Genomic DNA, 14,105 nt, shown 5'->3' on the forward strand with positions numbered 1-14,105 from the left:
GATAACATGATCGAAAAAGGGAAAATTTCCGCCATACAAATGGGATATATTATGTACCCGACGATCTTGGCAACGGCGATTTTGTTAGTGCCTGCCATTACTGCCAAAACGGCGGGACGCGATTTATGGTTGTCGCCAATTTGGGCTTCTTTTATCGGTTTATTTACGGTATACATTGCATGCAAGTTGAACAAGCGGTTTCCCGAGAAAACGATTATCGAATACAGCGAACATATTCTGGGTCGGATAATCGGGAAAGTACTCGGGTTAATCTACCTGCTTTTTTTTCTGCATATCACAGGAATCATCGTTCGGGAATACGGAGAGTTTATAGTAGGAACTTTTCTTAGAAACACCCCTATCAGCGTGGTCATGGGATCGATGGTTTTGGTCTGTGCGCTTAATGTACGCGGCGGTGTAGAGGTTATAGGGAGAACTGCCCAGATGTTCGTTCCTATCGTTATGTTTCTTTTCATATGTCTAGTTGCTCTGCTCATTCCAGATCTCAAGCCGACTAATATGCTGCCGATCATGGAACATGGACTTTCGCCCTCTTTAAAGGGTTCGCTCGTACCCCAAGGCTGGTTCAGTGAATTCATTCTCATCTCTTTTTTGTTACCCTACTTGACGGACCGGAAAAAAGGAATGAAATGGGGGATGATATCGGTAGTAGGCGTTATGCTCACTGTTGTGATCACTAACTTAGCTACTTATTTAATATTTGGAGAATTGACAGCTACCCTCGTTTATCCGGTGATGGTCGCGGCCCGGTTCATCAGCTTTGCTGACTTTTTCGAGCATCTTGAAGCGTTTGTCATGGCGATTTGGGTTGGGGGTACGTTTGTGAAAATCTCGATGTTCTATTATGCGATAGTGTCGGGTACTGCCCAGTGGCTGAAACTTTCCGACTATCGTCCGGTTACGTTGCCGATCGGTTTTCTGCTGGTGCTGGTTAGTATATGGTTAGCTCCGAGCTTGCAGGAACTGGTTCATTTTCTCGGTACGGCATCGCCTTTTTATTTTCTAACCGTGCAAACCTTGATTCCAACTCTTTTGCTGCTTATTGCCTGGGTTAAATACAAATTGTCGGGAAGTTGGAGGACTTGAATAGATGAATGCCTCTTTGTTACAGAGGATGGCCGGAATTTTCTTCACTATTTCCCTTATTTCCTGCATTCTTTTATTGTCAGGTTGCTGGGATCGAACTGAAGTTAATGATTTGGCGTTGGTTACGGCAGCAGGTATTGATAGAAAAACCGAAAAAAGGATCGAATTATCCGTACAAGTGTTTATTCCCAGAGCGGCAGGTGGCGGTCAACAAGCGATGGGGGGCGGCGGAAGCGGAAGTGCGCAAACCTTCATCCGATCTGCGGAGGGTGTAACGATTGTGGATGCGATGACGAAACTTCAGGAAAAGCTTCCGCGCCGCATCTTTTGGGGGCATACCGAGGTCTTCATTATCGGTCGAAAGCTGGCTGAAGAAGGGATCCGCAGTCATATGGACTTCATGATGCGTGATCCGCAAGTACGCGAAGGAGCCTATGTTTTTATAAGTGAAAAGGAGGCTAAGCCTATATTGGAACTACTGCCGCCATTGGAACGCAGTTCGTCGGAAGTGCTGCGGGAGCTGGCTAAATCCAAGATCGCGATGGAAGTGACCTTAAAAGATCTCAATGCAAGAATGATCGGCGATTCAGAAGCAGTCGGCCTTCCCTGGATTGGAAAACTACAGGCACAGCCGGGGCAACCCGAAGAGAGAACGATTCCGTATATCACCGGAACCGCAGTATTTAAGAAGGATAAACTGGTCGGACACATTAGTGACAGGACAACAAGAGGCGTACTGTGGTTAAGAAACGAAATCCATGCGGCCGTAGTTACGGATACTCCGAAGGAGGCGGAAGGGTTCGTTTCGATGAAGCTGCTGCGGGCAGAGTCGCAACTGGTTCCAAAAATCGAAAACGGTAAATGGACAATTACGCTCAGGGCAATCACAGAGGACGATATCATACAGAACGCAACGAATCTGGATCTCATGAATCCAATATTTTTGCGACAATTGGAAGTTCATTTGGAAGAAGATATTCAAAATCGTGTGCAAATGGCGCTAGATCAGGTACAGAAAAAGATGAATGCAGACATCTTCGATTTCGCAGAGGCTTTTCATCGCGGGTATCCGAATGAATGGAATAAAGCGAAGGAACGCTGGGACGAGATATTCCCGGAGGTTGAGGTGAACTTTGAGGTTAAGGCAAAAGTGCGCAGACCCGGAAAGTCCACCGTACCGGCGGGTTTACCGCAAGAAGAGGTGAAACTCAAGTGAAATGGGGAGAAATTGCAAGTGTAGGAGCGGTCATCATACTTATGTTTCTATATGAGTGGCCTAAAATTGACCGTATACAAAAAAAAGAGAAGATGGCCTTCGTCGCTTTAACGGCGATGGGCTGTTTGCTCGCCATCCTGGTTATTTATTATCCTGAGATGTCGAGTCCCACCCAATGGGTTGAAAGGATCTATAGGCCGCTTGGGAAGCTTCTTGAGCAATAATTAGGGGAAATCCTAAATATCATATTGCCTACCCGTGCGAGAACCGCTGTCGATACTTGCGAGGTGAAATGCCTTCCAACCTCGTGAAGCAGGTGGCAAAGTAGGCGGGCTGCTCGAAGCCGACCTCTTCGGCAATGCGCGCGACCGGCAGGTCCGTTTGCAGAAGCAGGAGCTTAGCCTGCTGGATGCGGATTTTGGTCAAATATTCGGTAGGCGAGCAGCCGTATTCTTTTTGCATGCAGCGCGCGATATAGACGGGATGAAAATTGATGCTGTCGCCGAGCTCTTTGGCGGAGACGGCTTCGCGGTAATGCTGCCTCAGATAAGAGGCGGCTTTTTCTGCGCAAGCAGCCCACGGCGACGGGCTTTCAGCTTCGAAAGAGGCCGAAAGGTGGCGCAGCAGCTCTTGAAATAACTGCTGCTGGGTCCAACGGATGCCGTTCACATGCGCCCGCGGATGCAGCTGATGGAGCTGATTCAGCAGGTCATACGTTTTTTCCGGCTGAAGGAGCCTCGTGAATTGGGGGATACGGATCGTGAAAGGCTCAACGGCAAAAAGCTCAATCGGTTTAGGCGTCAAGACTGTTTCCTCATCCCTATGGGTTAATGTGGTTTCGTCGACCATCGTCCAAGGGCCTCCCGCATGGAAATGCAGCCAATGTGTTTCGGTATCTTCAGAGCATGCTCGTGTGGCGAAATGATAGCGGTCCGGCAGCAAAATAACCGCGTGTCCCGCCGATACTTCAAAACGGGAGTCTTCTTCGCCGATGTAGAAGCAGCCGCTTGTCGATATGACCAGATCGAATACTTGAATATTGCGACGGCTCAAATGCTTGCCGCCTTTGGGTATCGTATGAAAGCCGCTGATCATGTAATGAGGAAGTGGGGGGACTGTAATTTCGATAACCGCCATCGTACAGCTCATCCTTACTTGATCCAATATTTGGAAGTTGGAATTTTGAAAGTTTTCGTTGCTTTCATGTTACATGAGATCAAGTATAGCATCTATAATTTGAGCAGACTACTAAGTTTCATTTATACAAAACGAGACGGATGCTTGGATGGTGAAGAGAGTATATGAAGACAGAAAAAAACAAATTTTCGCTCTGGTTGCTGGCGTGGCCGATTTTCATTGAATTGCTGTTGCAGCTGATGCTCGGAGCTGTAGATACGCTGATGGTGAGCCGAGTGTCTGACGATGCTGTGGCAGTGGTCGGTCTGGCCAATCAGCTGTTTCAAGCTGTAACAACCTTGTTCATGACGGTCGCCAGCGGTGCAGGGATATTGATTGCACAGAAGTTAGGGGCCAAACAGAACGAGGCTGCTCGTACGGTAGCTATCATGGCGGTGACCATAAGCACGCTTATCGGCCTCCTTCTCAGTACAATTCTTTATTTTCAAGCACGGCCGTTGGCTCAGCTGTTTCATTTGGAAGACCGATTGCTGCCGCTTGCGGAAACCTACATTTCCATTGTCGGCGGGGGAATGGTATTAACTGCGCTATCGGCTGCGCTTAGCACGGTCATTCGAAATACGGGCAATACGAAGGGACCGATGATTACAGCGATCGGCATGAATGTGATCCATATTGTTTTTAACTATGGCTTCATTTATGGGGAGTTGGGTTTCCCGCAGTTAGGTCTTACAGGGGTTGCCATCTCGACGCTGGTCAGCCGGTTGCTGGCAGTCATGCTGCTGCTTTTCATGTTTCTTACGGCCTTTGAGCGGAGGATGGAATGGCGGGATCTTTTAATTTTTAACCGGAAGTTGTTTGGGGAAGTATTGAAAATCGGTTGGCCGCTCGGCGTAAATATGTCATCCTGGGTATTCACGCAGCTGACGATTTACACGTTTCTGGCCATGATGGGGGCTAAGGAATTGGCCGCGAGGACGTATATGAATACGCTCGAGTCGATCTGCTTTATGCTGGGCTATTCCATCGCCTTGGCCGTGCAAATTCAAATCGCTCACCTTTACGGGGCAGGGAAGCTCCAGGAAGCTTATCGGAGCGGTTATCGGGGAACCTGGTTAGGGCTGGCGCTTGTGGGTTTTAATTGCGCCATTCTTGTGCTGATCGGCCGAGTCTTCCTCGGGCTCTTTACCTCAGATCCGGAGATTATCCAGCTCGGCCTATCCTGCATTGCGCTAACGGTCATCCTGCAGCCGGGGCGCATGGTGAATATGGGAATGGGCAACTCGCTGAATGCGATCGGGGACACCCGATTTAATATGATCATCTCGCTCGTTTCCATGTGGGCCGTTGCCGCCGGACTTTCGTATGTGCTGGGGATCCACATGGGTTGGGGATTGGCGGGCATCTATGTCGCAAGCATATGCGACGAATATCTGCGAGGCTTGCTCGTCGTCATCAGATGGCGCCGGCAAAAGTATTTGCGGCGGGCGGAGCGGCAGAGGCAGATTGAGGTCGTTCCAGCCGGCGGTAGCGAAGCGGGCATTCATGCTTAGGCTGATAATTAGCGAGAAAAAGCGCCTAATGGGCGCTTTTTTTAACGAATACTTGGTTATGAATTAAGGTTTGATAATCATTAAAATAAATAAAATGACTCCCAATGCAGAAGCGGTATAGTACAATCCGTTGGCCTTCGCCAATAAAAGGATCGATTCCCGGGGAATCTCCTGTTCGGTGCTCAATTTTGGGCTGTTCAGCTCCTTTTGGAGTTTGGCTGTAATCGGCCCGAGCAACCCTACCGCTACAACCTGGATTGCAATGTAAAGTATCAGGGAAGCAATAATCCAAAATGTTACAAACGACCATCCGCCCAGCCAGACTAGCAGGAGACCTGACAGGACGGCTATTGTGCCTCCGATTTTTGGGAAAAAGTTAAGAATTTGAAAAAGTTCCAACGATCTGCGCAGCTCGCCAACCTGCTGCCTTTTACGAAACAGAATATGTCCGAAATAAGTAGGGCCGATGCCTATAATTGACGACATGATATGAATTAACACTAGCCACTTCACGCTTAAATCCTCCTATTTGGTAATTTTAATGTACTTATTGATCAACTGGGTTCTGTTCTTAACATCCAACTTACGGAAAATATTGCTTAGATGCTTCTTTACGGTTATTTCGCTAATATAAAGGCTTCCTGCTATTTCTAAGTTGGTATACCCTTTTACAAGCAGTTCTACGACTTCTTTCTCCCGATCCGACAAAGCAATCAGTCCCTCATCTTCATGCTTATCTTCTTCCAGAAGGCCGAAGGAGGCGATCATTTTATTTAGAAAATGTTTCAGCTTGTTTCCTCTCGTATCAATCACATACAGCGGCGTTGGGGTTGTGCCGTCGTAATCAAAGTGGATGCCTTCCTTGGCAGTTTCACAGCCGAGCCGGAGGTGAATGTCTTCGAACATAGGGTTTGCCGGAGGCGCCGCGATACAAAACCCGGGGGACAGCATATGGTTGATAAAGGTGATACCCGCCGCTTCCCGCATGGTAAGATTACTGAAATCGGGTACATCAATCGTTTTTACGAAATATCCGGCTTTCGTATCTTTAGGCACTCTGAATTCTTTGAGCCTTACTTCAGGGAGTTTGGAAAAAAATGCAGATGATAAGGGCTTAGACTTCAAATAATCAAGCGTGTGGGCATTGATCGGAATAATGACCGATAATCCGGACAACGTTCCTTGCGAGTCGCGGATCAGCTTCACGATACTGGGATCCAAGTCATAGAGCTCACGCAGTTCGATATGCTTTAACGTATAAAGACTTTCTTCGGCAGTTATCAAATAGTTGTAACATTCATTCGACTCGGGATCACTATAAGTGATTCGAGTATCTTTCGCGTGCAAACGCCGGTTTTCGATATACTTCTCCGCTTCTGCCCAGTTGTCAGCATTTAACGGTTCCCAGTAGTATGAAGCGGATTTTTGGTAAAAAAACCCGCAAATCCACTGATCCCCTACATAGTAAACCCACTCTTCGCATTCCCAATCTACCGATTTTTTCTTCGCCGAATCTTTTATTTTGTGATAGTAATGCATAATGCATCGTTTACGAAGCTTCTCATAGTGATCGGGCATACGGTGGCGAAGCTCAAAACAAATGGCGTCCCGCATTAAATCGTGCAGCAGCCAGCCGCGATCAACGCGGCGAATAAAGGAGAACCGACCAACTTCAAAAATTGTTCCGTCGGCACCGCCTTTTCTAATACATACGCCAGTAATTCCTGATTAAAATGCCGCAGCACAGCAGCCGTTTCTACCAATTCCCGTAAATGCTCGTTGGGTACTTCTTTCAGCCACGTATGGACCACATGGGCAAATACTTCGTTGCTGTCCGAGGCGGAAACTTTTTGAAAATCGTGCGCCAGCGTCGTGGAGACGAGAAGCGATAAAGTTAACGGATGCCCCTTGGTTTTGTTCCAAATGAGATGCATGGTTTCTTCTTGCGTAATTCCCATTCTCTCTAGGTAAGCCCTGACAGAAAAATAATCCAGATCAGCGATCGGCAAACGGAAAATAAGCTGGCGCCAAGCAGGGGAGGACGCCCATGTTCCTTGCAGGGGGTATCTGCCGGAGATAATAATTAACGTATCTTTGGGGAGATTGGGGAGAAATTCCTCTCGAAGCCAGTATTCCATTTCTCCCAATTCTTCAAAGGTATCGAATGCAAGTACGATTCTTCCATGGCTCGCACGTTCTCTTATTGTGTCCAAGCAGAGGTCGATAATTTGGCTTGGTTCAGCGGGGATATCTGATTTCTGCAGCGTATAGCGAAGTATTCGCAGCACATGCAGGCAAAAATCTTGAGGATTTCGGACAAAATCGCGGCTGTCAAGCAATAAAAACTTGGCCTGATAGTTAGCGGAAAGCCTGCGGAATTCGTCCAAAAGGTAGCTTTTGCCGACGCCGCCCGTACCGTATAGATTGAGGATGCTTCCCTTCTGGGAAGAAGCGGTTAGCCGATCAAGGAAAAATCGAACTTCCTTTTCCCGGCCTACCAAATATTGTCGTTCCACCAGATCAATCTCGTTTCCTATTCTTTCTTGGTTGTCTATGCTAGGAAAATATTCTTCAGTCATGGTAGAGTAAGCACCTTTCATCCATATTAGACAATCTATTTCTTCCGGGCAGCCATTTCGGCCGTTAGTTCATCAGAAAACCGCCGTTGACATTCGTGCAAGTTCCTGTCAAGAAACGGCTTTCTTCACTTGCCAGGAAGGCGATCGCCCCGGAAATATCATCGGGAACAGCCACCCTCTGGAGCGGTGTTGCCGAGGCAATTTGTTGTTTAATGACTTCAGGTGTATATCTTGAGGCATCTGTTTGCACGAGTCCTGGCGATACAATATTTGCAGTAATACCATAGGGACCCAATTCCTGTGCAATATATTTTACAAAGGAATTAAGCGCCGCCTTGGCTGACCCGTGAGCTGCAAAATAAGGTGTGGGAAGATCCGAAGCGGAGCTGGAAATATAGATCATTCTTCCATATTTGCGATCTATCATAGCAGGTGAGACAGCTTGCGTCAAAGTAAAAGCGGCTTTCATTTCATCGTTCAGCTTCTGGGAGAACTCTCCCCATTCCATCTGAAGAAAAGGCTTCATCACGAAGGCCATATTGGCATTGTTCACCATAATGTCCACCACACCGAATGCACCTTCCGTTTGGGCAATCATCCGATTCACCTGCTCCGGATCGCGGACATCCGCCCGGATGGCAATGGCTTGACCGCCATCGCCTTGAATTTGACGGACTACAGCTTGTGCAGCCTCTTCCTGCTCCGCATAGTTGACAACGACTTTCGCCCCCCGTTTCGCCAATAATAACGCCGCTGCCGCCCCGATTCCCCTTGCTCCTCCTGAAACCAGAGCTACATTACCTAGTAAGTTCATGTTTTACACTCCATTCTTAGAATCATCATATCGTTCTTGATTAAAAGCATAACACCGGCAATAACCATTAATCTATTACACGAAAGTAGTAAACAAACGGGTTAAAGTATAACTTTTGCTGCAATATGCAGTAGATAACCAATGTGCCGCAGATAACTTGTTTAACTTGAGAAATCGTTCTCAAAACGCCGGAGTCCTTGTGCGGCAAGCATTTGAAACATCGACCGGAAATTGGTTGTCTGAAATGTATAGCAGTCAATGTAAACATCATTAATAATTAGTAATGATAATATGCTGGCCGCAGGCACAGAGAGGAGTCCTGAAATGATGAACCTGAATCAAAACAAAACCCAACCGGTATGGTATGCTGACCTAGGCAACGGACAATACCGTAATCCAATTCTTTATGCGGATTACTCGGACCCGGACGTTGCTCGTGTCGGAGAAGATTTCTATATGACGGCTTCCAGCTTCAATAGTTCCCCCGGACTTCCCATTCTTCATTCGAAGGATTTGGTGAATTGGAGCCTGATCGCTTATGCCGTGGATCGGCTTCCTGGCGGGTATGATGACCGCGTACGGCATGGGGAAGGGGTATGGGCCCCCAGCATTCGTTATCATGACGGAAAGTTCTGGATCTTCTTCAGCGCTCCGGATGAGGGGATCTATATGACGACGAGTGTGAATCCGGCGGGTCCTTGGTCGCCTTTGCATTTGGTTAAGGAGGTTAAAGGATGGATCGATCCTTGTCCGCTATGGGATGAAGACGGGAACGCTTATCTGGTGCATGCCTTTGCCAAAAGCCGCACAGGCATTAAGAGCAAATTGAAAATATGCCCGATGCAGCCCGACGGCAAGGCACTATTAAACGACGGGGAAATCGTGTTCGACGGTACTGAACACCATCCGACGCTTGAAGGTCCGAAGCTGTACAAAAGAAACGGGTATTATTACATATTCGCGCCTGCAGGAGGCGTTCCGACGGGGTGGCAAACGGTTCTCCGCTCCAGACACATCATGGGTCCTTATGAGGACAAGATTGTGATGCATCAAGGTGATACCGATGTGAACGGCCCCCATCAAGGCGGTTATGTCGAGCTGGATTCCGGAGAAGCGTGGTTTCTTCATTTTCAGGACCGCGAAGCCTATGGAAGGATCGTGCATTTGCAGCCTATGGGCTGGGACAACGATTGGCCAGTTATGGGGATCGACTCGAATGGAGACGGCATCGGCGAGCCTGTAAGCGTGCATCGGAAACCCGATGTAGGCAGGGAATTCCCAATCGCCGTGCCTTGTACGAGCGACGAGTTCGACAAGCCGGACTTAGGGCTGCAGTGGCAGTGGCAGGCGAACTATCGGCCGGAGTGGTATTCGCTAAGCGCGAATCCAGGCCATTTGCGGCTTTACGCGCACAAGCTTCCCATAGGAGCGACAACCCTGTATGAAGCGCCGAATGTGCTTTGTCAGAAGCTGCCGGCGCCAACGTTCACAGCAACAGCTAAGCTCGCAATCGTCCCCAATCAACTTGGCGCTTTGACAGGCTTGACGGTGTTCGGACATGCGTATCGTTATGTTGCGCTGCAATCCGCAGAAGCAGGATATCGGCTTGTCTTTGTTGAAGGTAGGGGAGATAAGGAAGCTTCAAGCGAAGAGATTACGGCGAGTGTTTCCATACCGGACACATACGGTTCGATTTATTTGCGCGTCAGTATAGAGCCGGAAGCATCCTGTATATTCTCTTATAGTTTCGATCATACCGCCTATCACCCGATCGGCGATGTTTTCGAAGCCGTGCCTGGTGGGTGGGTCGGCGCTAAGCTGGGCTTGTTTTGTTTGCAGCATAATGAAGCCCTCAGCCATGCTTATGCGGATATTGAATGGTTTCACATCGAATAAGTTGACCGGTTGAGGCATCGGGGGTACCGCTTCCCGGTCTTCATTAACTAGCAGAAGGGGAATCGTGACATGCATAAATATTTGCTTCGATTACTCGGTTTCACCCTGATCCTCGGTGCGCTTCCAACCTTTTTGGTCGGTATTGCCTCTTATTACATTGCCACGCAGGACATTGAAGAAAAAGTCAATGAGGGCAACATGCAGCTTTTGCAGCAAACGCAAATGCGAGTTGAACAGACATTAAGATCACTTGAAATGTCTTCCCTTCAGTTCGTTAATTCTTCACTCGTGAAAGGGGTCATGAATGAATCGTTGACCGGTGAAGATTTCGTTCAGGTCCGTGAGCTGACGACAGAGTTAACGAACTTGCAGTCCAAAGCAGTAGTGAACCAGGCCTATCTGATCAATCTTGATAAAGATTGGGCCGTTTCGCTGACCGGGCTGAAGCAAGTGGGCAGTATGGACGCTAAAGATCAGTTTCTTGCCTATGCCAAGAAGCCGGAAAGTATTTTTTGGAATACGAATTCTACCGAAGATGCGGCAATAGATCTCGTTTCTGAGCCTACGGAAACCATCAGTTTGATATACAAAATTCCGCTCGTTCCCAAAACAACAGCGCCCAAAGGGATTTTGGTCGTTCAAATATCCACCTCCGAAATTCGGGGAGGGCTGACAACGAACAACAAGCTGGGGGACAATTATGTGCTGGATAAGACGGGTGCTGCGTTTTTATCCTCTGCGCAAGATAAGGAAACATATAGTGAAATTAACCGGATGATCATGGAGCGGGTGAGCAATCCGTCGCAGAAGCAGGGTTTTTTTAAAGCCAAGATCGGGGATAGCAAGTTGGGAGTTACTTACCGGTCATCCGGATACAACGGCTGGACCTTCGTCTCGGTCGTCTCGATTGCGGAGATTACGAAGGGAAGCAAGAAGATCGGGTTGTTCACGGCGGGAGTTTGCGCGCTCATTCTGCTTTTGGTGCTGATCTTTGCTTTCTACGGAAGCCGGCGCATGTATTCCCCGATCCGAAGCCTGCTCGAATTTACAAGAAAAATGGGTGCCTCTCAAGAACGCGTCGGTACCGACGAATGGACGTACCTCCAAGATAGCTTGCAATCCTTGTTCGTTTCACGGAGCCGGCTTGAGAAGCAGATGCAAGGTCAGGCGACTCATCTGAAAGAGTTTTTTATATTGAAGCTGTTTACGGGCCAAATCTCCGAAAGCGATTTTCTGTATCGTTCAAGAATGTACGGTTTTCCGATGGAATGGAAGCGCCTAGGGGTTCTGACCCTACAGATCGATAACCTGCAGGAAACCCGTTATCAAGAGCAGGATCGGGATTTGCTGCTGTTCGCGATCAATAACATTGTCGGAGAGCTGCTCCCTCTGCAAGTCCGTTTCAGCCCTATATTATTGAATGAATCACAGGTAACGCTGCTTGCCGTGGATCTCGAGCAGCCGCAAGAGCTGAAAGCTTATTTCTACCACACCGCCGAACGGATTAAATCAAGCATAGAGCAATATCTTCAGCTCCAAGTGAGCATTGGCATCAGCAGGCCGTTCGATAAACTTTCATATACGGTAACGGCTTATGGAGAAAGCTTAGCCGCGCTCAAATCCCGAATCAGCCTCGGCCCCGACATTATCGTCCATTATGAGGACATCGAACAAAACGGGAACTCGGAAACAGCCGTGTACGCCCATTTGAAAGTCGTCGAGGATCAACTCATTCAAGCTCTCAAGGACATGCAGATGACGAAGGCTGTGGACATTTTCCACCAATACTTATCGTCGGTGCTGCATAAGGACGGCTATCTTCACGAGCATCACATATTATTCATGCAGCTAATGTCCCGAATTCTGCTCATCGTGCAGGATCAGGGCGTCTCAGTGACCAAGGTGTTGGACGGCGAGAACGCGATCGAGCGCTTCCTCAAGCTGCAGACCCGGGAAGAAATCTCGATATGGTTCCAATCCCGGCTGTTCGCGCCGATTGTGCGTATCCTCACGGAAAAAGCGGACACACAGTTCTTGAATATTGCGGATCGGCTCGTGCGCATGATTCATGATCAATATGACCAGGATTTGACGCTGGAATCTTGTGCGACTGCGCTTAATTTTCATCCCGTTTACTTAAGTCGTGTGTTTAAGAAAGAAATGGGCGTGCCGTTCAGCGACTATTTATCCGAATATCGGATGAATATGGCGAAGGAGATGCTGGAGACGACGAATCTCAAAATATCGGAAATCGGCGAAAAGCTGCAATATAAGAACATCAGCGCGTTTATCCGGACTTTCCGCAAAACGTTCGGCATGACGCCGGGCAACTACAGGGAGCTTTTGGAAAACAAATAAGTTCAAAAATAGTGGATTATACAAGAGCCCGAGGCGCAGCCTCGGGTTCTTCTTTTAGGTAGAAATTGTTTGTTTTAAAAGGAACAGCATGCAGCGGTAACATGAAGATATCGAAATATTCATTTGAAATAAGGAAATATAAGGGGACAAGCCCCTCGGTTCGTTAAGTCATCAGAAGCAAACAGCCGTGGACTCGGCAGATGGCACGGGACTGATTATTTTACGGAGGTCAAGAGGATCCTCTGCTAGGTTTTTCTCATTTAACCGGCCTGTTCATGCCTTGGCCGGAGTTGCCTGAGGCGTATGCCAAGTTATGTATGAGCTATTATTTGCGAACGCTCGGCAACCAGACAAGCGGACGCAGCAACAAGTTGCATGCGAGGTATTTTCTTACATACGGGGGGAGCGCATAATCGGGTCATATCGGAACGATAGCAGGAGGGAAGGATGACATGAAGCTGGACACGGCCTTGGAAACGGCTCCGATGAATCAAACGGAAGCCAAGCGTCGCAAGCATACGTGGTTGAAAGATTTGATCCGGGACAAATGGCTGTACTACATGCTGCTGCCGGGAATCGCCTATTTCGTAATTTTCAAATACATTCCGATGTACGGCATTCTGATGGCCTTTCAAGACTATAAGCCGCATTTGGGGTATTCGGGAAGCCCCTGGGTAGGCTTCAAGCATTTTGAACGATTTTTTAGCGAGCCTCTATTTTGGGGGTTGTTCCGCAACACAGTGCTATTGGCGCTTTATAACATCGTCTTTTTCTTCCCGATGCCCATTATACTCGCCCTGATGATGAACGAGGTTCGCAGGGAGAAGTTCAAGCGCTTCGTACAAACCTTGGTCTATATTCCGCACTTCGTCTCGTGGGTGGTCGTCGTCGGGATCTTCTATATTTTACTCACCACGGAGAATGGTGTTCTCAATGAACTATTATTCAGGCTGACGGGCGAAAAGATCGCCTTCCTCATGGAGCCGGAATGGTTCCGGACGATGATCGTCACCCAATCCATCTGGAAGGAAGTCGGCTGGGGAACGATCATTTTCCTTGCAGCGCTGGCCGGCGTCGATTTGCAACTGTATGAGGCGGCAAGAATGGACGGAGCCGGCAGGTGGCGGCAGCTCTGGCACATTACGCTTCCGGCCATCAGCAGCACAATCGTCATCTTGTTTATACTTCGTCTCGGCAACTTCCTCGATGCCGGCTTCGAGCATATTTTTCTCATGCTGGCGCCAACCAACCGCGAGGTGGGGGAAGTGTTCGATACGTACGTGTACATGAAAGGTCTGGAGCAAGGCCAGTACAGCTACAGCGCAGCTGTCGGACTGTTTAAATCCACGGTAGGTCTCCTGCTCGTCCTTGGCTCCAATTGGCTAGCTAAAAGGTTCGGTCAAGAAGGCGTTTACTGATACCTGGATGTGAAAGGAGGAAAGAGA

The 14,105-nt window shown here is 48.3% G+C and carries 12 protein-coding genes; 7 read left to right on the top strand and 5 right to left on the bottom strand.

Going from position 1 to position 14,105, the window contains the following annotated elements; translation table 11 throughout:
• The first annotated feature begins 6 nt into the window (after window positions 1–6).
• Genes ICC18_RS05185 through ICC18_RS05195 form a run of 3 tightly spaced genes read left to right on the top strand, consistent with a single transcriptional unit; the run spans window position 7 to window position 2,547 of the window.
• Window positions 7–1,107, top strand: coding sequence for a GerAB/ArcD/ProY family transporter (locus tag ICC18_RS05185; protein ID WP_188173325.1), 1,101 nt, complete (start codon window positions 7–9; stop codon window positions 1,105–1,107).
• Window positions 1,108–1,111: 4 nt separating this feature from the next.
• Entirely contained in the window at window positions 1,112–2,323 is a 1,212-nt protein-coding gene (locus tag ICC18_RS05190) for a Ger(x)C family spore germination protein (protein WP_188173326.1), read from the top strand.
• The gene (locus ICC18_RS05195; RefSeq protein WP_312029487.1) at window positions 2,320–2,547 is read left to right on the top strand and encodes a hypothetical protein; all 228 of its coding nucleotides are present in this window, start codon (window positions 2,320–2,322) and stop codon (window positions 2,545–2,547) included. The genes ICC18_RS05190 and ICC18_RS05195 overlap by 4 nt, the downstream gene beginning before the upstream one ends.
• Before the next feature lie 28 nt (window positions 2,548–2,575).
• Here the strand turns inward: ICC18_RS05195 and ICC18_RS05200 are convergent, their stop codons facing one another.
• Window positions 2,576–3,460 (bottom strand): helix-turn-helix transcriptional regulator, encoded by an 885-nt coding sequence (locus ICC18_RS05200; RefSeq protein ID WP_188173327.1) that lies wholly within the window; start codon window positions 3,458–3,460, stop codon window positions 2,576–2,578.
• A 164-nt stretch (window positions 3,461–3,624) separates the two neighbouring features.
• Between ICC18_RS05200 and ICC18_RS05205 the strand changes: the two genes are divergently transcribed.
• A complete protein-coding gene (locus ICC18_RS05205; RefSeq protein WP_188173328.1) occupies window positions 3,625–5,013 on the top strand; it encodes an MATE family efflux transporter in 1,389 nt (462 codons plus the stop codon).
• A 63-nt stretch (window positions 5,014–5,076) separates the two neighbouring features.
• Here ICC18_RS05205 and ICC18_RS05210 read toward each other — a convergent pair whose 3' ends face one another.
• From ICC18_RS05210 to ICC18_RS05225, 4 genes are all read right to left on the bottom strand, one after another.
• Window positions 5,077–5,526: a DUF2269 family protein gene (locus ICC18_RS05210; protein WP_188173329.1), complete on the bottom strand. Its 450-nt coding sequence runs from the start codon at window positions 5,524–5,526 to the stop codon at window positions 5,077–5,079.
• Between the two features lie 12 nt (window positions 5,527–5,538).
• On the bottom strand, window positions 5,539–6,591 hold the full coding sequence (locus ICC18_RS34455; RefSeq protein WP_282559197.1) for a helix-turn-helix domain-containing protein: 1,053 nt from the start codon (window positions 6,589–6,591) through the stop codon (window positions 5,539–5,541).
• A gap of 35 nt (window positions 6,592–6,626) precedes the next feature.
• Window positions 6,627–7,592 (bottom strand): AAA family ATPase, encoded by a 966-nt coding sequence (locus tag ICC18_RS05220; protein WP_188173330.1) that lies wholly within the window; start codon window positions 7,590–7,592, stop codon window positions 6,627–6,629.
• A 64-nt stretch (window positions 7,593–7,656) separates the two neighbouring features.
• Window positions 7,657–8,406, bottom strand: coding sequence for an SDR family oxidoreductase (locus ICC18_RS05225; protein WP_188173331.1), 750 nt, complete (start codon window positions 8,404–8,406; stop codon window positions 7,657–7,659).
• A 324-nt stretch (window positions 8,407–8,730) separates the two neighbouring features.
• Between ICC18_RS05225 and ICC18_RS05230 the strand changes: the two genes are divergently transcribed.
• The 3 genes from ICC18_RS05230 to ICC18_RS05240 all read left to right on the top strand — a co-directional run bounded on the left by ICC18_RS05230 (window position 8,731) and on the right by ICC18_RS05240 (window position 14,078).
• The gene (locus ICC18_RS05230; RefSeq protein ID WP_188173332.1) at window positions 8,731–10,302 is read left to right on the top strand and encodes a glycoside hydrolase family 43 protein; all 1,572 of its coding nucleotides are present in this window, start codon (window positions 8,731–8,733) and stop codon (window positions 10,300–10,302) included.
• A 69-nt stretch (window positions 10,303–10,371) separates the two neighbouring features.
• A complete protein-coding gene (locus ICC18_RS05235) occupies window positions 10,372–12,660 on the top strand; it encodes an AraC family transcriptional regulator (protein WP_188173333.1) in 2,289 nt (762 codons plus the stop codon).
• 485 nt (window positions 12,661–13,145) lie between these two features.
• Window positions 13,146–14,078: an ABC transporter permease gene (locus ICC18_RS05240; RefSeq protein WP_223192402.1), complete on the top strand. Its 933-nt coding sequence runs from the start codon at window positions 13,146–13,148 to the stop codon at window positions 14,076–14,078.
• The last annotated feature ends 27 nt before the right edge of the window (window positions 14,079–14,105 follow it).

It is taken from the genome of Paenibacillus sedimenti, from assembly GCF_014534655.1.
GTDB classification, from domain to species: Bacteria; Bacillota; Bacilli; order Paenibacillales; family NBRC-103111; genus Paenibacillus_E; species Paenibacillus_E sedimenti.